The following is an 18,934-nucleotide window of genomic DNA, read 5'->3' on the forward strand; positions in this document are numbered from 1 at the left end:
ATAGGCTTTTTTAATTGTCACAAAATCGTCAAACTCATTTTAAATAGTATAAAGTTGCTTCTTACCTCTTATTTTTATTACAATGGAGTGGATATTAGCATCTTGAAAACCGTATGTTAAAAGGGCATATTCTTTTATTCATATCGAGGGAGGACTTAGACTGAATGTTAACCGCTATTTTTTTACCACTGATTTTAGCATGCTTTATACCATTCCTAAGTAAATGGAAAGATTCCATTCACACAGGCTGGTTCGTGCTACCTATTCCCTTCAGTATATTTGTTTACCTTATCATGCAAGTAGGTACACAATTTTCTCCTTTTGAGCGATCTTATTCTTGGATCCCATCCTTACAAATTAACTTTGATTTGTATCTAGATGGACTAAGTTTATTGTTTGGACTGCTCATTAGTGGTATTGGCTCACTAGTTGTACTTTATTCTGTTTATTACTTACATAAGAGTGAACAGTTAGGCCATTTCTACGTGTATTTACTTATGTTTATGGCTGCCATGTTCGGAGTCGTATTCTCTGATAATGTATTTGCACTCTATACGTTTTGGGAACTTACTTCCCTTTCTTCCTTTCTTCTAATCGGATACTGGAATCACAGAAAGGGATCAAGGTATGGAGCATTGAAATCAATGCTGATTACTGTATTTGGAGGTCTTAGTTTACTGGGTGGACTATTACTCTTAACCATAGTTACAGACACTACAAGTATTCAGGCTATGATGGATCAGAAAGAAACAATTATTAACAGCCCACAATTTGGTTGGATATTAGGATTTATATTCTTAGGTGCTTTTACGAAATCAGCACAATTTCCATTCCACATTTGGTTACCAGATGCAATGGAAGCCCCTACTCCGGTTAGTGCTTACCTTCACTCAGCCACAATGGTTAAAGCAGGTATATTCTTAATCGCCCGCTTCTTACCAATCTTCTCACTGAGCGAATGGTTCTTTATTATTGTTAGCACAGTAGGAATCGTTACCTTATGTTGGGGTTCATTTATGGCTGTTCGTCAAACAGACTTAAAAGGCATATTAGCCTTCTCCACTATAAGTCAATTAGGTATGATTATGGCTATGCTTGGGTTTGGAACGAAGGTTGCTGTATTCGCAGCTGTATTTCATATCTTAAACCACGCTACATTTAAAGGAAGCTTGTTCATGGTCGCAGGGATTATTGATCACGAAACAGGCACACGAGACATACGTAAATTAGGCGGTCTCATGACGCTCATGCCTATTACAGCAACACTTGCGGTGTTTGGTACTTTCTCTATGGCAGGTGTTCCTTTACCATTCCTAAATGGGTTCTACAGTAAAGAGCTTTTCTTTGATGCTTCCTTGCATCTTAAAGGAGAAGGGCTTGCCCAAACGCTTGCTACCATTATCCCTTACCTAGCTGTATTTGGTAGTATCTTTACATTTGTATACTCCATGTACCTGTTCTTTGGGACATTCAGAGGAGAATACAAAGAGAAAGAGTTGCCTCAAAAGCCACACGAGGCACCGATTGGGATGCTTATCTCCCCTATTATCCTTGTGCTTTTGGTCATTACAATCGGGTTAATTCCTGAGTTGTTTAACAGCGCATTAATCGATCATGTAGCAGAAGCAGTAAAAGGGGAACCGATGGAGAAACACATTAAATTCTGGCATGGATGGGATGGCAAACCTCTTCATATGTCACTTATAGTTGTCGCGCTCGGCGCACTGCTTGTGAGCTTCCGTTCTTATTGGGCAGGAGTATATAAAGCAGTCCCAGGTGCTTTAAGTCTAAACAAAGTTTACGACTGGTTAGTGGATCGTACTGAGAAGTATTCAAGTACGATTACGAACGGATATATGAATGGATCTTTAAGACGCTATGTACGCCTCTTGTTAATCGCAATCCTTCTTGGGACAATCGGTACAATGCTTCTTACGAATGGATTAGCTTTAAATCCAACAGATGTAGAAGACGTTACCTTCCCTGAAATGCTAGTTGTTATCATGATGGTGCTTGCAGCACTCGCTACCATCTTTACTAATAACCGTATCGCAGCTATCTTAATACTTGGTGTTGTCGGCTATGGTCTTGCCATCTTGTTCGTTCTTTACAGAGCACCAGACTTAGCCCTAACGCAACTTATCATTGAAACGGTTACGGTTGCCTTATTCTTACTTGTCTTTATGCACCTACCAGAACTTCGGAAGCGACATGAATCAGCAGGGACAATACTGATCAACGCTTCTATTGCAATCCTGTTTGGTGCAATGATGACGATCGTCGGCATTTCTTCTTATAACAGTAAATGGTTTGAACCCATTTCAGATTATTTCCTTGAAACGTCTGTAAAACTTGGTGGCGGCCACAACGTGGTTAACGTAATCCTTGTTGACATGCGTGGATTAGATACATTGTTTGAAATTACGGTATTAGGGATTGCAGCACTTGCGATCTTTAACATGATTAAGCTTCGCCGTAAGAAGGGGGCGAAAGAATAAGATGGAAATGATTACGTCCCTGTTAGCGGGTATCCTCTTCGCAACAGGAATTTACAACTTACTGCAAAAGCAGTTACTACGCATTGTCATAGGAACAGCTCTTATATCTCACGGAGCTCACCTATTCATTCTGACAATGGGGAAGTTAAAGCGAGGAAATCCTCCTATTCTTGTGGAAGGGGTCGAGGATTACGTCGACCCGTTACCGCAAGCATTAATCTTAACGTCTATTGTTATTAGTTTTGGTGTCACAAGCTTCCTACTTGTTCTGGCTTACCGTGCAGCCAAAACGAATGACACCGACAATATGGACGAGTTAAGGGGTACCGATAATGAGTAATTTAGCTGTTTTACCAATCTTACTACCACTATTAGCTGGTATTATTGTTGCGTTTTTCAACACAAAACTGAATGCGGTCCGTTTGTTTTCAAGAATTATAGCCATCCTTAACCTTATTGTTGTTACTTACATCGGTTGGGACGTCTATCAGAACGGTACAATCATTCTTGAAACGGGTGGATGGAAGGCACCTTATGGAATCGTATTAGTGGGCGACATGTTAGCCATGCTCCTTGTGGTCACAACAAACATTATTGCTGTAGCATGCGTCTTCTTTGCCTCCAAATCGTTAAGTGATAAGAAAGAATCGTTTTACTTTTATACGTTTTTCTTCTTACTCATTGCAGGGGTATCTGGTGCATTCTTAACAGGAGACCTATTTAACCTTTTCGTATTCTTTGAAGTCCTCCTAATGGCTTCATATGGTCTTATTGTATTAGGAGGAGAAAAGGTTCAATTAAGAGAGTCACTGAAATACGTTCTCTTAAATCTCTTCTCTTCTATGCTTTTTGTAACTGTTATATCATTCTTATATTCAGTAGTCGGTACGGTTAATATGGCTCAAATTGCTGAACGCGTTCAGGAAGTTGAGCAAAAGGGAATCTTAACTACGATCGGAATTCTATTGTTCTTCGTCTTTGCTACAAAGGCAGCTGTGTTTCCATTGTATTATTGGTTACCAAAGTCATATATTGTACCAAACCCAGTAGTTTCTGCTCTATTTGGAGCATTACTCACTAAGGTCGGAATTTATTCGATCCTCAGAACATTCACAATTATCTTTAATCACGAAGTGGATATTACACACCAGTTCTTCCTCTGGTTAGCTGCTTTAACCATGCTGTTTGGAGTAATTGGTGCACTGTCTACTCATAACATTAAACTCATTGTCGCTTACAACATCATTCCGGCCGTTGGTTTTATGTTAATGGGTATTGCTCTGTTTACAGAAACTTCAGTAGCAGGGACCGTGTATTATTTAATTCACGACATGATCGTAAAGGGAGCGCTATTCCTACTCGTTGGTGCCGTTGCCATATTAGCTGGAACAAGTGATTTGAGGAAGATGAATGGACTCATTCATCACTACCCTGTCATTGGGTGGTTGTTCTTCATAGCAAGTATTACATTAGCCGGTATTCCTCCGTTTAGTGGATTTATTGGAAAGATCCTATTAATGCAAGGCGGTTTAGAAAAGGACCAATATGCAGTTGTAATTATTGGACTTTTAACAAGTTTACTCATCCTTTTCTCTATGATTCGCATCTTCATTCAAGGCTTCTGGGGAGAGAAAGACGAAACATTTACTCCTGATAAAAAAGGAGCGCGAGGCTTTACATGGCCTATCGCATTTCTTGTCTTCTTCTCGATTTATTTAGGAGCCGGAGCAGAAACCGTTTATCCAATTGTTGAGGAGATCTCAAAGTCCTTATTAGATCCTTCTCAATACATTGAGTCTGTATTAAAGGAGTAAACCAATATGCCTTTTCAGATCGTATTAAATATTATTATTGCTATTATGTGGACGTTCCTTCAGGAATCGTACACATTTGGTAGCTTCTTCAGTGGTTATTTATTCGGGATTCTGCTGCTATTTACACTGCAGCGTTTTATCCCCGATGAGTTTTATATGAAGCGCTTTTTAAAGATTATTAGCCTTATCTTACTATTTATAAAAGAACTCCTTTTATCAAATGTGACAATATTAAAATGGGTTTACAAACCTAAGTTAGATATGGAGCCAGGGATATTCGCCGTACCTGTTGACCTAAAAAGCAATTGGGAGATCACACTGTTAGCGAACTTAATTACGTTAACTCCAGGTACACTCTCTATCGCAATCTCAAATGATCACTCTTATATTTATGTTCACGCCATGAATATCGAAGACGTAGAAAGTGAGATCAACTCCATTAAAGAATCATTCGAACGAGCGATCAAGGAGGTGACAAGATAAGATGTTGACTGTAGAAATGACAAAAGAGATGCTTGAGATTGTCACAGAAGTCTGTATTGTCGTAACGTCGATCTCTATCATTCTTTTGTTATACAGAGCTGTTGTAGGCCCTACAAACCCAGATCGTGCCGTTGCATTAGATACGATTGGGATTAACCTTATGGCCCTTGCTGGATTGATTGCCATCTATCTTGTTACGACACAATTAAACGATGTTATATTACTAATTGGAATTTTGCTGTTTATCGGAACTGTAGCCATAGCAAAATTCTTAGAAAAGGGTGTTATTATTGAGCGGGACATGGATTGAAATCGTTTGGGACCTCATTATCATGGTGTTCTTACTAGCAGGTACCTTCTTCATCATTTCCTGCTCGATCGGAATCATTAGGTTCCCAGACGTCTACACAAGACTCCACGCTGCTACAAAGGGTGCCACTCTTGGGGTATCAGGGATTATGATTGGTGCTTTCTTATTCCTTTATATTGAACACGGAATGATTAGTGGGAAGTTAATATTAGGGATTATCTTCGTTCTATTAACTGCTCCTGTGTCCGGTCATATGATCTCAAGAGCTGCTTACCGCAGTGGAGTTCAGTTATGGGATCACAGTATTAAAGATGATTACAAAAAGGTCGTTGAATCAGACGATAACTAACCAAGAAAAGCGTTCAGCTGAGTCAGCTGAGCGCTTTTTTTGGTTATTAAAATTATCAGGTAGATGACTAGGGACCGGAAAGCTTATGCGAGGTTGAAACAATCCCCGACTGGGCTGTATTTCATGAAGGACAGACACTTTTCTCCATATAAGCGCATAAGGTGACTATATAGGCCATTGCCTAAATGTATATGTGGAGGTGTATGCGCTTGTCTAGTTTATTGTCTGCACTCGCTCTATTTATTAAAGACACCCTATTCTTCGTATCTTACGTTAAAAACCACGCCTTTCCGCAACCCCTTCCACCAGAAGAAGAAGCCAAATGCCTGCAAAAGATGCAAGAAGGGGATGAGGAAGCCAGGAATCGACTCATTGAACACAACTTGAGACTAGTCGCACATATTGTAAAGAAGTTTGAAAACACAGGAGAAGATAACGAGGATCTGATTTCAATTGGAACAATTGGTTTAATTAAAGGGATTGAAAGCTTTTCTTCTGGGAAGGGAACCAAACTGGCAACCTATGCGGCACGTTGTATTGAAAATGAGATTCTCATGCATTTAAGAGCTTTGAAGAAAACAAAAAAAGATGTTTCCTTACAAGACCCTATCGGTCAAGATAAAGAAGGTAATGAAATTAGTTTAATTGATATATTAAAAGCTGAGAATGCAGATGTTGTAGAATTGATACAATTAAATATGGAAGTGGAGAAAATCCAAGAATACTTACAAATCTTAGATAAAAGGGAGAAAGAAGTTATTATCGGTCGATATGGGTTAGGGTTAAAAGAAGAAATGACGCAAAGAGAAATCGCTAAGACATTAGGAATTTCAAGAAGCTACGTGTCCCGGATTGAAAAAAGGGCTTTGATGAAAATTTTTCATGAGTTTTACAGAAAGGAACACCAGAACACTTCTCATAACGGTTAGGAAGAGCCTAACACAAAAGCTATCTCTCTTTCATATGGTATAGCAAATACCTATAAGAGAGGTGAATATCTATGGGATATTGTGGCTATGCAGGATACCCTTACACCCCCTATCCCGTCCCATACCCATATCCACCTTATGGAGGTTATGGCTTAGGGTTAGCAGTGGTGTTGCTCATCTTATTGCTAGTGCTAGGCGGAGGGTATTATTATTATCAGCTTGCGTAATTCAAAAAACAGATTCAATGAATATTGAATCTGTTTTTTATTGAGACTCCTGATCTTGTAATACTTGGCTACACTTCTTCCAGCGTAAAGTGAAGAAGAAAGCGGCTCCCATACTTACTGTAGTAAGCCCCATCATAAGAGCCCCATAATCAGATTCAGTTAAATAAGTGGTGATAAGTGTGCCAAGATAAAAATACACACTTAATATCAGTAGCGTTATAATAAAACGAGAGTAGTCTTCCATTCTTGCTTTCAAATGATCTTTATTCATGTAAAAACCTCCCCCTGTGTCCATTATAATAACACGGATACAGAGAGAGGTGATTAGTGAAATATTGGAATTATAATTGACGAAGCATACCTTGAATAAGAGTTGCTGCGTTTTTTCCGGCTGTCTCTAAGTACTGATCAAATGAAACATTAGATTCTTTCCCTGCAATGTCAGACAAAGAACGAATGATAACAAAAGGCGTTCCATAGTGATGGCTTACTTGCGCAATCGCAGCCGCTTCCATTTCAGCAGCTTGTAATTGAGGGAACTTACCTCTTACAAATTCAACACGCTCAGCTTCCTGCATAAACGAATCACCAGTTGCAATTAACCCTCTTACTGTGTGAAGATCCGGCAACTCCACAGCAGCTTTTTCAGCAACTTGTACAAGTTGTTCACTAGGCTCATAAAAGGCAGGCATATCAGGTACTTGTCCGTACTCATAGTTGAAAGCAGTCACATCCACATCATGGTGACGTACCTCAGAAGAAATAACTAAATCCCCTACTTTCAACTCCTTAGCAAATCCACCTGCTGATCCAGTATTAATAATATGAGTAGGTTGATAACGCTCATGCAAGATCGTAGTGGCCATCCCTGCGTTTACTTTTCCGATATTAGATTTCGTAAGAACGACGTCTCTTCCTTCTAATTGACCCTTATAAAACGTACAACTGGCTACCGTTTCTTCGTGTTCAATCATCATGTTACTCTTTAATAGTTCTACTTCTTCATCCATTGCTCCAATAATACCAATTGTCAATTCTATCTCTCCCTTTATGTCCTAAACCGTCTTTATTCGAAACTTTCTACTCGTTCTAAGATTGAGACTTATATTTATTTTCTTTGATGACCTCTACCTTCATAGGCTTCCATCCTTTTCCTTCTACCCATGCTGTATACACTCGGTAAGTCTTTTTGTCAGCTTTATCAGAGATCGTCGCTACAGCTGTTTGATTATTTCCACCATTGTGTACCCTCCATAGAGTAGAATTATCCTTTGAAAGTCCAGAACCTAGATAAATGGACTCCACCATTTCATTCCAGTCTTGAGTCGTATCATCAAAGGTTGCTACATGTTTACCTTCTTGTTCCGTCTCAATCGCTTTCCATTTATCTTGATACACTTCTATAACATTATCCTCTTTAGTAACCGAAGGAATATCTATGTACTCATCAGAATCTACTGTTTTTTCCTCTGTTTCTTCTTGATCTTCAGATTCCTCATTTGAATCTGATTCTGAACGTTCTTCCTCATCTGAAGGTTGCTCTTCTTCTGAAGCATCTTCTTTGTCAGAAGGTGAATCCTGAGTTGTTTGAGTAGCCTCTTCTTTGTTACCTTCCTGCTCTTTGTCTTCCTTATCAGAATCCGTTTGATCCACTTCATCTTTTTGACTAGTAGAATTCACATCTTCCTGCTTCCCATCTTCCTTTGCCTCATTGCCTCCGAATGGCCACACAATTATGCCAATCAATAAGACTACAAATACCAAAGCCAAAGCACTAAAGCCTGTCACTAATTTCGTATTCTTCCGCTTCTTTTCATAAAGATTCACTCGACTCATTCTTCTTCCCCCTTTGATTCATTATACTATGCAAAATGGATAGAACCAAGATTTCCTACAAAAGGTTTTGTGTTTTTTGTCGATTGTTTACTAATTTTGATGAATTGGAGGAATAGATGCTCTTTTGTCTAATATAATGATTACAAGAATAGAACATAAGGTGGTGGAGCAAATGAACGTGACTAACTTTAACCAAAAAGCTTGGAATTTATCTCATTTCAGTAAAATCGGATATTGTAAAGAGGAGAAACGTTTATGCATCTACTTCCTTAACGGGTTTACGATGGAAGTATACGATGTGGAAGAAAAGGTTGTGTTTCAATTGATTATCAGTCTAGAGAAAGAAGCATTTGTACGAAATATATTGGCCTCACACTATTGCATCTCTTTCTATACAACCCCATTGCACGCCTGAAGGGACCCTACTCAAAAGCTGGGTCCCTTCTTTTCATCTCTTCCTTATTTTCTTGTTCATATAGATAGGATACCATGTCTTTATATACTGAATAGGTAGGCCCTGGTTTCTTGGAATTCAGAGTAACTACAACCATGGCGTACTTTGGTTGATCGTAAGGGAAATAGCCTGCAAACCAATGGTGAAAAATCTCTTTCTTAAAGCCATCCTCATTTTCTACTTCAGCAGTACCTGATTTTCCAGCTATGTTCAGCCCTTGTAAACTACTGGCTGTCCCTTGTGCAGTAGGTACTTGTTGCAACAACTCTTGTAACTTTAAAGCACTATATGAGGAAAGACGATTATCCAAATCCTTATGTTCAGGAAATTCGATAAACTCTGACCCATTCTTATACAGAATATCCGTCACGCCCCGTACTTCCTTCTTAATCCCATCAGATGCTATCGTCGCCATCATGTTTGTCATAGATAAAGGACTCATCTTAACATCTAGTTGACCGATAGCCGTTTGCGAAATAGCTAGTGGCACCATTTTCTGTGGGTCCACTCCCCATATTTGATTGCGATCTTCACGCCCAAATTGCTTAAATTCCTTGAGACGGAATAGATCCCCCTTCCAACCAACAAAATCTGTAATACCAAGTTTAGCGGCATAATCTTCAAGCACATCTTCATCTTGAGCCATCATTTCATTGGCTATCTTCGCAAACGTGTAATTACAACTTTGCGCAAAGCTTTCTTCAAATGTTAAAAAACCAAGTGAGCGACTTGGCTCTTTCCCTTCATTTATACTTAAATCACAATTATAAGTCTCTCGTATATTTATGTTAGGGTGTTCAATAGCAGCAGCAGCCACAACTGTTTTAAATACAGAACCAGGAGAATAACTTTTTATCATATGATTTTCATATCTATTTGGATCATTAGAGTCCAATTTAGGACGGCTTACCATAGCGAGAACATTTCTTGATTCTATATCCATTAATACTAATCCGCCCTCCTCCATATCTGAAGCATCTATTAATGTTTCAGCGTGTTGCTGCAGGCCAAGGTCAAGGGTCGTTTTTACCTGAACAGGATAATATGGATCTTGTTGTCCTAAGTAGTTTACATTTAATCCAAACAAAGGATCCCCTTTTCCATCTACATGATATAATAACTTTTCTTCATCTTTAGACGACAAGAATTCTTCAAATGTCTCTTCTAACCCTGACGCCCCTTTTCCTCTTACAACCCCTAAAAAATGAGTCGCCACTTCAGGGTCCCCATGCCTCGCCCTATTCACTGCAATCATCCCCGGAAAATTAAGATCTTGAAAGGCTTCATATTCCTTTTCAGTTAATGTGCGCCCTAGTTGATCGGACACATAAAAAGGCTCTTCACTCTGCGCAATCCATTGCTCCAATTTCCAAGAAGGCTCATTCACTAGTGCCGCTACATCTTCAATTGGAACATCGATATCTTTAAGAAACGGAAAAAATACAACGTCTAATTGAGGAGGGTTCGTCACTGAAACTCCATTATGATCCAGGAAACTCCCCCTCCCATTATGGAGAAGAACAGACTGTGTACGTTGTTCTACACTTGCTTCTAATAAATTCACATCTTTCTTACCAAACCGCTCTGTTGAGAGTAATTGAATGTCGGCTAATCTATATAAAAGAACACTAAACAGCATGATTAAACTTATAGCTACAACTATCGTTCGCTTCACCTTCACAACACGTCACCTCACGCATCATTATCTCCAGTCTAATGACGCACTAAACCCCTCAGACACTCGTAATTCCATAGCACTCTGTAATTACATTCCATCTACGCTTTCTTTTATAGAATGCTTGAATTCAAGACGGTTCTATTTTGCGATAGATAGAGACGTTTCCGTCAGCTTAAATGGAGCGTAAGGTGGGCCTGGAAATCACTCGCTTTCCGCGGGCGAGCTGTCGAGCCTCCTCGGGAAAACCACCCTGCGGGGTCTCGTCGACCTCTTTCTCCCGCAGGAGTCTCGCAATTTCCAGGCCCACCTAGCCAAAAGGGTATAGACGGAAACATGCCTAATTTAGGAGGTATGGCATGGCGCTTAAGAGCAATTACAATAAGCCGGTCCGTTCACCATATTAACGTCAGGGTAGGCTTGGGGACTGCGAGACTCCCGCGGGGTGAGGAGCCTAGGGGAGACCCCGGAAAGCGCGTAGCGATTGAGGAGGCTTCCCAGCTCCCCGCAGGAAAGCGAGTGGTCCCCAAGCCTGCCCATGCACTCTTTCAGCAACGGACCTATCCTATTCTTGACTATGCTTATCTTAAGGAGAACAACATAAAAAAGCCCATTGGAGAGGGACTCCGATGGGCTTGTCTGTATTTATTTACTATTCAACACTAACAATCTTAACGTTGATTTCGCCACCAGGTGTAGCGACTGTAACTTTTTCTCCAATGGTATGTCCTAAAAGACTCTTAGCCATTGGGGAGTCGTTTGAGATTTTTCCTTCAAACGGGTCAGCTTCTGCACTTCCTACAATTGTATATGTTTCTTCATCACCGTCAGGAAGTTCTTGGAATGTGACAGTTTTACCAAGTGAAACCTCGTCACTATTTCCAGAATCGCTTTCGATGATTTCTGCATTACGTATCATATTTTCCACTTGGGAAATACGAGATTCCACAAATGCTTGCTCATCTTTAGCAGCGTCATACTCTGAGTTCTCGGAAAGGTCTCCGAATCCACGAGCAATTTTAATTCTTTCCACAACTTCTTGACGCTTTTCTGTTTTCAAATACTTCAGTTCGTCTTCTAACTTCTGCAATCCTTCTTCGGTCATATAATAGCTTTTTTCTTCAGACATCTTCAATCACTCCTTCATACAATACAAAAAGAAATACCCAAATCCTTATATAAAAATGAGCGGCACAATAGCTGTGCGCTCAAACTAAACGTTATTATTTTATAAAAGAAATTGGCGTTCTAGAACTACTACCACATATCATGGCAGATTTTTAATCCGTTTTCAACAATTTTATCTATTTATGCTCTATTTTCCCTTTTCTTGGATAATGGTCTTGATTTTAGAGGCCATTAAGTCGATTGCAACATGGTTTTGTCCACCCTCTGGGATGATGATGTCTGCATACCGTTTCGTTGGCTCTACAAATTGAAGATGCATAGGTCGTACAACGTTAATGTACTGCTCAATAACCGAGTCAATTGTTCTGCCTCTCTCTTTAATATCACGCAAAAGACGGCGAACAATACGCACATCTGCATCTGTATCAACAAAAACTTTTATATCCATTAAATCACGAAGACGTGGGTCCTCAAGAACCATGATTCCCTCTAAGATAATAACATCTTTAGAATCAACTGGAATAACTTCGTCTGAACGTGTATGGATTTTGTAATCATACACTGGCTTTTCTACAGATTCTTTCTGAATGAGCTTTTTCACATGCTCGATTAGTAAATCGTTATCGAAAGCGAGTGGATGGTCGTAATTGGTTTTTAGACGTTCCTCAAACGGTAAATGGCTTTGATCTTTATAATAATAATCTTGTTCCATCATCAAGATTGTTTTGTCGGTGAACTGCTGAATAATAGAACGGGTAACGGTTGTCTTCCCTGATCCAGTTCCACCAGCAACACCTATGACTACGGGCTTATCACTCATGCTGCTTCTCCTTTCGATTGTTCGTCCGATTATGTTTCAAGGCAATAGAATGATCTAGTTCCTATTCCCTTTCATACTGAGCATTAGCTATTTATCATTATGCTCAATATTTATATCACTAGCAGTACCTCTAACTTCTCTATCTCTATTTCTTTACACTAATAGCTACTCCGTCTCCAACTGGAACGATTGTAGTTTGATAATCTGGATGCTGGACGAGCCATTCATTATAGGTCCTTATTTTACGAGCAATTTTTGCAATATTAGAACCATCATCTGGATCATCTGCAACAAATCCTTTAAATAACACATTGTCAGAAATCACCATGCCGTTTGGTTCTAGTTCAGGCGTAAATAACTCGAAGAACCTTTGATATTGCCCTTTAGCTGCATCGATAAACAATACATCAAATGGCCCTTTTGCTTTCAGACTATCTGCTAAATCAAAGGCATCTCCATATAATACATGGACACGATTTTCTAAACCTAGTTTATTTATATTTCGAACAGCTTCGTTATATCTTTGTTCATCTCTCTCAATAGATACAACTTCACAATTTGGATAACTCTTCGCCATTTGAATGGCTGAATATCCAATTGCTGCACCGATCTCTAATATTCGTTTAGGTTGTTTAATTCGAATCATTTGCTGCAAAAATTCTATACCTAAGGGTTCCATAATCGGTACATGATTCTCTGTTGCATAAGATTCTATTGCCACAATGTCTTCTTCTCTTTGGTCAATAGTTTGCATCAAATAGTGTTCTAATTTTGGATCGATCATACCTCTTTCCCCCCTTAACATAGAATTAAATCACATATTCCTGGTTTGTCACAACCCTCTTATTTTAGCATAAAAAAAGTAGGAAATGCGAGAGGTTTTCCCCTCACATTCCTACAAATATTAATTAATATATTTATTTTTCTTTTTGTTATGCTCTTCTAACGTTTCAGAATAGTAAATCGTACCATCTGAAGCAGCTAAGAAATATAAATTGTTTGAATCGACTGGGTTCACGGTTGCTTCAACTGCATTTTCTGCAAAGTTTGAAATTGGCCCAATTGGCAAGTCTTTTACATGATAGGTGTTATAAGGTGATTCCACTTCTAAATCTTCGTACAATACTCGATCTTTATGTTCACCTAACGCATACAACACTGTTGGATCTGTTTGAAGAGGCATCCCTTCTTCTAAACGGTTGTAAAACACTTCCGCAATTTTTTGGCGATCTTCTTTGGTCTTGGCTTCATTTTCTACCAGGGAAGCCATAGTAACCCCTTCATGAACGGTTAATCCACGATCTTTCATATTAGCGATATAAGGTTCGAGAACCTTCTTTGTTTTATTAATCATTTTCTCTACAATTGCTTCTACCGTAGGATCCTCTTCATAGAAATCATAGGTTGCAGCAAATAAATATCCTTCAAGAGGCGTTCTAATTTCAGGATCTAGAATCGCTTCCGTTAGAATAGATGGATGTTTATCAATTAACGATTCAATATACTCAGGGTCATTCACTTGCTTCATAAATTCTTCTTTTTTAATGCTCGTCTTTTTGGAATAAATATCAGCAATTTGTTCAACTGTTTTTCCTTCTGGAATGGTTACCGTTAATAAAGGATCTTTCACCACTTTACCTGTCTTTAATGCTTCAATGAGTTCCTCAAGCGTCATAGCTTGGGTGAAGGAATATTCACCTGCTTGGAATCCTGCTTCGTTTTTAAACTTCACATAGAATCGAAACACGCGACTATCCTTAATCACATTTTGTTCTTCTAAAATGGAGGCAATTTGTGATACGGAAGAACCTATCGGTATTTCTACCTTTTCTTTTGTCGTGTCATCTGGGTCTACCGGTTCTAAAGCGGAGCTTATGTAGACATACCCCGTAATCCCGACAACAGCTATTACCGTTATAACTACAGCGAGTACGATGGCTACGATTTTACGAACAGTTTTCGCTTCCGCACTACGCTTGGTTTGGTTATCTTTCATTGGATCATCATGATTCGACGAAGACATGACATTTCCTCCTTCCATCCGCTATATTATACTATAATTCCCCTTTGTGTTTCTATCATTTGCTGAAAATTTACATCTTTCGATTTCTGGTTTTGTCGTATACAGAGGACTTGAAGTTGAGATAATGTTCCCGTTTACTCTTATTGAGCTTAAGGTGGTTTGGGAAATCGCTCCCTTTCCGCGGCGAGCTGGGGAGCCTCCTCAACCGCTACGCGCTTTCCGGGGTCTCCCCTAGGCTCCTACTGCCGCAGGAGTCTCGCAATTTCCCAAACCACCTTCTCCAGAAGTAAGAGGAACGGAAACATGCCGTAGGAGTGTTCTATGCTACCACCCGACTGTAGAATCGTTCGTCCCTCCAAACACTCAATAAAAGTAACGGGCCCTATTCTCATCCTTCATATTGGACACATTTAGACACAAAAAAAGAGGCCCTTTAAGGGCCTCTTTTTTATTCTTGTTCGTCTACTAGTGTGTTTAGTACTTCTTCAACCATTTCCCACTCTTCGTCAGATTCGATCTGGTATAGAGCTAGGTCATCGTCGTCGTTTTCTTTTTCTTGGTAACGGAAAGCAAATACTTCAACTTCTTCGTCTGATTCCTGTTGCTCTGCTGGAACCACAGCGATATAAGAGTGACCTGTTTGGTCTACATCGAAGCTGAATAGTACTTCAAATAAATGTTCTTCACCGTTTTCATCTGGAATAATAATGCGCTCTTTTTCTTCTAAACTCATCGTAACACCTCAATTTGAATTAGCATCTAAATAACTTTGTAAAATCATTACAGCAGCCATCTTATCAATGACTTTTTTTCGTTTACTACGACTAACATCTGCATCTAGCAACACGCGTTCTGCTGCCATTGTAGTTAGTCGCTCGTCCCATAAAACCGCTGGAACGTTGAAGTAAGCTTCTGACTTTTCTGCGAAGACTTGAGAAGCTTCACCTCTTGGTCCAATCGTACCATTCATGTTTTTCGGAAGTCCAATAACTAGTTTACTCACTTCATGTTCTTTCATGTATGGTTCTAGTTTTTTAAAGGCATCTTCATACTCACCTTCTGTCCAGCGAAGGGTTGTTAACCCTTGCGCTGTCCAGCCAAAAGCATCGCTTACTGCGAGCCCTATTGTTTTTTCTCCTACATCTAAAGCAATTGTTTTCATGTTAACCCTCTTGTTGTTGTTCTAGATAGAATTTCACTAGTTCTTCGATCAATTCATCGCGTTCCATCTTGCGAATTAAATTCCGTGCATCTTTGTGACGAGGAATGTAAGCAGGGTCCCCGGATAATAAATATCCCACGATCTGATTGATCGGGTTATACCCTTTTTCCCTTAGAGCTTCATGAACCGAAAGCAAAACCTCTTTCACATTTTCATCAAACGGTTCTTCTGGAAAATTGAATTTCATTGTTTTATCCATGGAACTCATACAATCACCTCTCTATAGATGTACCCACATATCGCTTACATGTAAGCTTCATTTTGAGAATACAGCTAGTTTTTTACTATCTATTTCCTATTATCCTTGATTTGCAACGGTTTGAACATATGTTTTTGCATAGTTTACCGCTTCTTCTACTTGATCAGGATTTTTACCACCAGCTTGTGCCATGTCTGGACGGCCGCCTCCGCCGCCTCCGCAACGAGTCGCTACTTCTTTAATTAGATTCCCTGCGTGATATCCTTGATCGATTAAATCTTTTGTTACACCTGATACTAACTGTACTTTACCATTGTTAACAGATGCAAGAAGAATAATGCCTGAAGTTACTTTTTGTTTTAGATCATCTAACATATTCCTTAGTGCATTCATGTCGGATACGTCGACTTGCTTAGCTAATAGGGAAACGCCTTCTACTTCTTCGAATTGATCTAAAATAGAAGATGCTTCAAGGTTAGATATTTTAGCAGAGAGAGACTCTTTCTCTCTTTGTACGTCTTTCATTTCTTGATATAATCCTTCAATACGCTCTGGAACAGTGTCTGGCTTCGTTTTTAATAGGTCAGCTGCTTTGTTTAATAGAACTTCTTTTCCGTTCATATACAGATAGGCACCTTTTCCAGTAACAGCTTCTATACGACGAGTACCTGCGCCTATGCCAGATTCCGTAATAATCTTAAACAAACCAATTTCCGCTGTATTGTAAACGTGACAACCACCACATAGTTCTACAGAGTAACCGCCAACTTTAACAACACGCACTTCATCTCCATATTTCTCTCCAAACAGAGCCATCGCGCCCATGTCTTTCGCTTCTTGCAAGGTATGGTTATCGATTGCAACTGGTATGGACTCCCATACTTTTTCATTCACAGCTGTTTCAATCTGCTCGATCTCTTTTTCAGAAACAGATCCAAAATGAGAGAAGTCAAAACGTAAACGATCACCCGTTACAAGAGAGCCAGCCTGATTAACATGTTCACCTAGAACATCTTTTAGAGCTTGGTGCAACAAGTGGGTCGCTGTATGGTTTTTAACTACGTGAGAACGATTACCTCGTTCTACTGTCGCTCTTACCTGTTCACCTTTTTGAATCGTTCCTTCTTGAACGATCGCCCGATGTAGGTTTTGACCATTTGGCGCTTTTTGAACATCTTGGACTTCTAGTGTTGCAGATTCCGTTTGGATATATCCTTTATCGGCAATCTGTCCACCACTTTCTGCATAGAAAGGAGTCTTGTCCAGGAAGATATAAACCTCTTCACCAGCTTGTGCCTCAGATGCGAAATCTTTATTCTTAACAAGCTCTGTAATGGTAGTATAGGTTTCAAGATTGTCATAGCCCACAAATTCACTAGCTACTGTTACTTCCCCAAGCACACCTTCTTGTACAGACATAGAGTCTACTTTCTGACGAGCATTACGAGCTCGCTCTCTTTGACGTTCCATTTCTTGACGGAAACCTTCTTCATCAAGAGTGAATCCAGCTTCGTGCACGTATTCCTCAGTCAACTCTTTAGGGAACCCGTAAGTGTCATATAAACGGAATACTTCTGTTCCCGGAAACACGCTCTTCCCTTTAGCTGTCTCTTCTTTAATAATTTCTGTCAGTATGGATAAACCATCGTTTAACGTTTCATGGAAGCGCTCTTCTTCATTTTTAACGACTGTCTCAATAAAGTCTTGCTTTTTCTTCACTTCCGGATAGAAATCTTCCATGACATCTGAGACATGTTCAACTAACTTAAACATAAATGGTTCATGAATGCCAATTTGTTTAGCATAACGCACTGCACGACGTAGCAAGCGACGAAGCACATATCCTCGACCTTCATTGGAAGGAAGCGCTCCATCTCCAACAGCAAACGTCACGGTACGAACGTGGTCTGCAATAACCTTAAAGGAAACATCTTTTTCTTCGTCTTTACCATATGTTGTATCAGCTAACTTTTCAGTATGCTCGATGACGGATTTGAATAAATCTGTTTCAAAGTTTGTTGGAGTATCTTGAATAACAGAGACAATACGTTCTAGCCCCATCCCTGTATCAATGTTTTTCTTTGGAAGTGGTGTATAGGTGTCATCTGGATTATGGTTAAACTGGGAGAACACCAAGTTCCAAATCTCTAGATAACGCTCATTTTCCCCACCTGGGTATAACTCAGGGTCTTTTGGATCGTTACCATATTTTTCACCACGATCATAGAAAATTTCTGTATTCGGACCACTTGGGCCTTCACCAATATCCCAGAAGTTCTCTTCAAGACGAATGATGCGCTCTTCCGGTACACCTACATCATCTTTCCACATGTTAAAGGCTTCATCATCTTCTGGGTGAACCGTTACGGATAACTTCTCTGAATCGAAACCAATCCAATCAGGGCTCGTTAAAAATTCCCAAGCATATTCGATGGCTTCTTTCTTGAAATAATCTCCGATTGAGAAGTTTCCAAGCATTTCAAAGAATGTATGGTGACGCGCTGTCTTACCTACATTTTCAATGTCATTCGTACGGATCGACTTTTGCGCGTTTACAATACGAGGGTTGTCAGGGATCACGCTACCGTCAAAATATTTCTTTAAAGTTGCTACCCCACTATTAATCCAAAGTAGTGTTGGGTCTTCGTATGGAACAAGAGATGCACTAGGCTCAACGCTATGTCCTTTCTCTTTAAAGAAATCAAGGAACATTTGGCGCACTTGTGCAGAGGTTAATGTTTTCATGAAAGGGGCCTCCTTAATATTTCGAATACAATCACGTATAGATCGAGTATGTACAATAGAACATAAAAAACTCCCGTCCTGCATTATATGCAGGGACGAGAGTTATCGCGGTACCACCCTGATTATGAATTCAAATGGAATTCATCACTTCATGTAGAGTTTATTTATCCTCTACTTTCGCTATAACGGAGCGAAACCCGGCAGTGTTTACCTGCACTCAGG

The 18,934-nt window shown here is 39.6% G+C and carries 20 protein-coding genes; 8 read left to right on the forward strand and 12 right to left on the reverse strand.

The window, feature by feature from the left end; genetic code table 11:
• Window positions 1–164 precede the first annotated feature (164 nt).
• The 7 genes from ACYX4O_RS14395 (at window position 165) to sigK (ending at window position 6,383) form a co-directional block, all read left to right on the forward strand.
• Window positions 165–2,498, forward strand: a complete 2,334-nt coding sequence (locus ACYX4O_RS14395; protein ID WP_476351726.1) for a Na+/H+ antiporter subunit A — start codon at window positions 165–167, stop codon at window positions 2,496–2,498.
• A 1-nt stretch (window position 2,499) separates the two neighbouring features.
• On the forward strand, window positions 2,500–2,838 hold the full coding sequence (locus ACYX4O_RS14400) for a Na(+)/H(+) antiporter subunit C (RefSeq protein WP_476351727.1): 339 nt from the start codon (window positions 2,500–2,502) through the stop codon (window positions 2,836–2,838).
• Window positions 2,831–4,312: a Na+/H+ antiporter subunit D gene (locus ACYX4O_RS14405; RefSeq protein WP_476351728.1), complete on the forward strand. Its 1,482-nt coding sequence runs from the start codon at window positions 2,831–2,833 to the stop codon at window positions 4,310–4,312. The genes ACYX4O_RS14400 and ACYX4O_RS14405 overlap by 8 nt, the downstream gene beginning before the upstream one ends.
• Before the next feature lie 6 nt (window positions 4,313–4,318).
• Window positions 4,319–4,795, forward strand: a complete 477-nt coding sequence (locus ACYX4O_RS14410) for a Na+/H+ antiporter subunit E (protein WP_476351729.1) — start codon at window positions 4,319–4,321, stop codon at window positions 4,793–4,795.
• 16 nt (window positions 4,796–4,811) lie between these two features.
• Window positions 4,812–5,105: a Na(+)/H(+) antiporter subunit F1 gene (locus ACYX4O_RS14415; protein ID WP_476357148.1), complete on the forward strand. Its 294-nt coding sequence runs from the start codon at window positions 4,812–4,814 to the stop codon at window positions 5,103–5,105.
• Window positions 5,086–5,454, forward strand: a complete 369-nt coding sequence (gene mnhG / locus ACYX4O_RS14420) for a monovalent cation/H(+) antiporter subunit G (RefSeq protein WP_188651399.1) — start codon at window positions 5,086–5,088, stop codon at window positions 5,452–5,454. The genes ACYX4O_RS14415 and mnhG overlap by 20 nt, the downstream gene beginning before the upstream one ends.
• Window positions 5,455–5,663: 209 nt before the next feature.
• Entirely contained in the window at window positions 5,664–6,383 is a 720-nt protein-coding gene (gene sigK, locus ACYX4O_RS14425) for an RNA polymerase sporulation sigma factor SigK (RefSeq protein WP_188651397.1), read from the forward strand.
• Window positions 6,384–6,647: 264 nt separating this feature from the next.
• Here sigK and ACYX4O_RS14430 read toward each other — a convergent pair whose 3' ends face one another.
• From ACYX4O_RS14430 to ACYX4O_RS14440, 3 genes are all read right to left on the reverse strand, one after another.
• Window positions 6,648–6,881, reverse strand: a complete 234-nt coding sequence (locus tag ACYX4O_RS14430; protein ID WP_476351730.1) for a YrhC family protein — start codon at window positions 6,879–6,881, stop codon at window positions 6,648–6,650.
• Between the two features lie 70 nt (window positions 6,882–6,951).
• Window positions 6,952–7,644 carry a 5'-methylthioadenosine/S-adenosylhomocysteine nucleosidase gene (gene mtnN / locus ACYX4O_RS14435; protein WP_476351731.1) on the reverse strand — a complete coding sequence of 231 codons (693 nt, stop codon included), beginning with the start codon at window positions 7,642–7,644 and terminating at the stop codon, window positions 6,952–6,954.
• Between the two features lie 55 nt (window positions 7,645–7,699).
• Window positions 7,700–8,446, reverse strand: a complete 747-nt coding sequence (locus tag ACYX4O_RS14440) for a YrrS family protein (protein WP_476351732.1) — start codon at window positions 8,444–8,446, stop codon at window positions 7,700–7,702.
• 136 nt (window positions 8,447–8,582) lie between these two features.
• On the opposite strand from ACYX4O_RS14440, the gene ACYX4O_RS14445 reads away from it, so the two are divergent.
• On the forward strand, window positions 8,583–8,861 hold the full coding sequence (locus ACYX4O_RS14445; protein ID WP_476351733.1) for a hypothetical protein: 279 nt from the start codon (window positions 8,583–8,585) through the stop codon (window positions 8,859–8,861).
• 7 nt (window positions 8,862–8,868) lie between these two features.
• Here the strand turns inward: ACYX4O_RS14445 and ACYX4O_RS14450 are convergent, their stop codons facing one another.
• From ACYX4O_RS14450 to alaS, 9 genes are all read right to left on the reverse strand, one after another.
• Window positions 8,869–10,575, reverse strand: a complete 1,707-nt coding sequence (locus ACYX4O_RS14450; protein WP_476351734.1) for a peptidoglycan D,D-transpeptidase FtsI family protein — start codon at window positions 10,573–10,575, stop codon at window positions 8,869–8,871.
• Between the two features lie 652 nt (window positions 10,576–11,227).
• Window positions 11,228–11,704: a transcription elongation factor GreA gene (gene greA, locus ACYX4O_RS14455; protein WP_476351735.1), complete on the reverse strand. Its 477-nt coding sequence runs from the start codon at window positions 11,702–11,704 to the stop codon at window positions 11,228–11,230.
• A 186-nt stretch (window positions 11,705–11,890) separates the two neighbouring features.
• Window positions 11,891–12,523, reverse strand: coding sequence for a uridine kinase (gene udk / locus ACYX4O_RS14460; protein ID WP_345239822.1), 633 nt, complete (start codon window positions 12,521–12,523; stop codon window positions 11,891–11,893).
• A gap of 145 nt (window positions 12,524–12,668) precedes the next feature.
• Window positions 12,669–13,307: an O-methyltransferase gene (locus ACYX4O_RS14465; protein WP_476351736.1), complete on the reverse strand. Its 639-nt coding sequence runs from the start codon at window positions 13,305–13,307 to the stop codon at window positions 12,669–12,671.
• Between the two features lie 120 nt (window positions 13,308–13,427).
• A complete protein-coding gene (gene mltG / locus ACYX4O_RS14470) occupies window positions 13,428–14,546 on the reverse strand; it encodes an endolytic transglycosylase MltG (protein WP_476351737.1) in 1,119 nt (372 codons plus the stop codon).
• A gap of 448 nt (window positions 14,547–14,994) precedes the next feature.
• Entirely contained in the window at window positions 14,995–15,279 is a 285-nt protein-coding gene (locus ACYX4O_RS14475; RefSeq protein WP_036785625.1) for a DUF1292 domain-containing protein, read from the reverse strand.
• Window positions 15,280–15,288: 9 nt separating this feature from the next.
• Window positions 15,289–15,708: a Holliday junction resolvase RuvX gene (gene ruvX, locus ACYX4O_RS14480; RefSeq protein WP_188651375.1), complete on the reverse strand. Its 420-nt coding sequence runs from the start codon at window positions 15,706–15,708 to the stop codon at window positions 15,289–15,291.
• 1 nt (window position 15,709) lies between these two features.
• Window positions 15,710–15,976, reverse strand: coding sequence for an IreB family regulatory phosphoprotein (locus ACYX4O_RS14485; RefSeq protein ID WP_036785619.1), 267 nt, complete (start codon window positions 15,974–15,976; stop codon window positions 15,710–15,712).
• A gap of 90 nt (window positions 15,977–16,066) precedes the next feature.
• Window positions 16,067–18,712: an alanine--tRNA ligase gene (gene alaS / locus ACYX4O_RS14490; RefSeq protein ID WP_476351738.1), complete on the reverse strand. Its 2,646-nt coding sequence runs from the start codon at window positions 18,710–18,712 to the stop codon at window positions 16,067–16,069.
• Between the last annotated feature and the right edge of the window lie 222 nt (window positions 18,713–18,934).

This window comes from Pontibacillus sp. ABV4_188 (genome assembly GCF_056311905.1).

Bases quoted from the DNA above. Each gene is read 5' to 3' on its own strand.
- ACYX4O_RS14415 (WP_476357148.1), top strand. From the start codon at position 4,812: ATGACAAAAGAGATGCTTGAGATTGTCACAGAAGTCTGTATTGTCGTA.
- ACYX4O_RS14475 (WP_036785625.1), bottom strand. From the start codon at position 15,279: ATGAGTTTAGAAGAAAAAGAGCGCATTATTATTCCAGATGAAAACGGT.
- ACYX4O_RS14445 (WP_476351733.1), top strand. From the start codon at position 8,583: ATGATTACAAGAATAGAACATAAGGTGGTGGAGCAAATGAACGTGACT.
- alaS (WP_476351738.1), bottom strand. From the start codon at position 18,712: ATGAAAACATTAACCTCTGCACAAGTGCGCCAAATGTTCCTTGATTTC.
- greA (WP_476351735.1), bottom strand. From the start codon at position 11,704: ATGTCTGAAGAAAAAAGCTATTATATGACCGAAGAAGGATTGCAGAAG.
- udk (WP_345239822.1), bottom strand. From the start codon at position 12,523: ATGAGTGATAAGCCCGTAGTCATAGGTGTTGCTGGTGGAACTGGATCA.
- ACYX4O_RS14485 (WP_036785619.1), bottom strand. From the start codon at position 15,976: ATGAGTTCCATGGATAAAACAATGAAATTCAATTTTCCAGAAGAACCG.
- ACYX4O_RS14405 (WP_476351728.1), top strand. From the start codon at position 2,831: ATGAGTAATTTAGCTGTTTTACCAATCTTACTACCACTATTAGCTGGT.
- ACYX4O_RS14410 (WP_476351729.1), top strand. From the start codon at position 4,319: ATGCCTTTTCAGATCGTATTAAATATTATTATTGCTATTATGTGGACG.
- ACYX4O_RS14465 (WP_476351736.1), bottom strand. From the start codon at position 13,307: ATGATCGATCCAAAATTAGAACACTATTTGATGCAAACTATTGACCAA.
- mltG (WP_476351737.1), bottom strand. From the start codon at position 14,546: ATGTCTTCGTCGAATCATGATGATCCAATGAAAGATAACCAAACCAAG.
- ACYX4O_RS14440 (WP_476351732.1), bottom strand. From the start codon at position 8,446: ATGAGTCGAGTGAATCTTTATGAAAAGAAGCGGAAGAATACGAAATTA.
- ACYX4O_RS14400 (WP_476351727.1), top strand. From the start codon at position 2,500: ATGGAAATGATTACGTCCCTGTTAGCGGGTATCCTCTTCGCAACAGGA.
- ACYX4O_RS14430 (WP_476351730.1), bottom strand. From the start codon at position 6,881: ATGAATAAAGATCATTTGAAAGCAAGAATGGAAGACTACTCTCGTTTT.
- ruvX (WP_188651375.1), bottom strand. From the start codon at position 15,708: ATGAAAACAATTGCTTTAGATGTAGGAGAAAAAACAATAGGGCTCGCA.
- ACYX4O_RS14395 (WP_476351726.1), top strand. From the start codon at position 165: ATGTTAACCGCTATTTTTTTACCACTGATTTTAGCATGCTTTATACCA.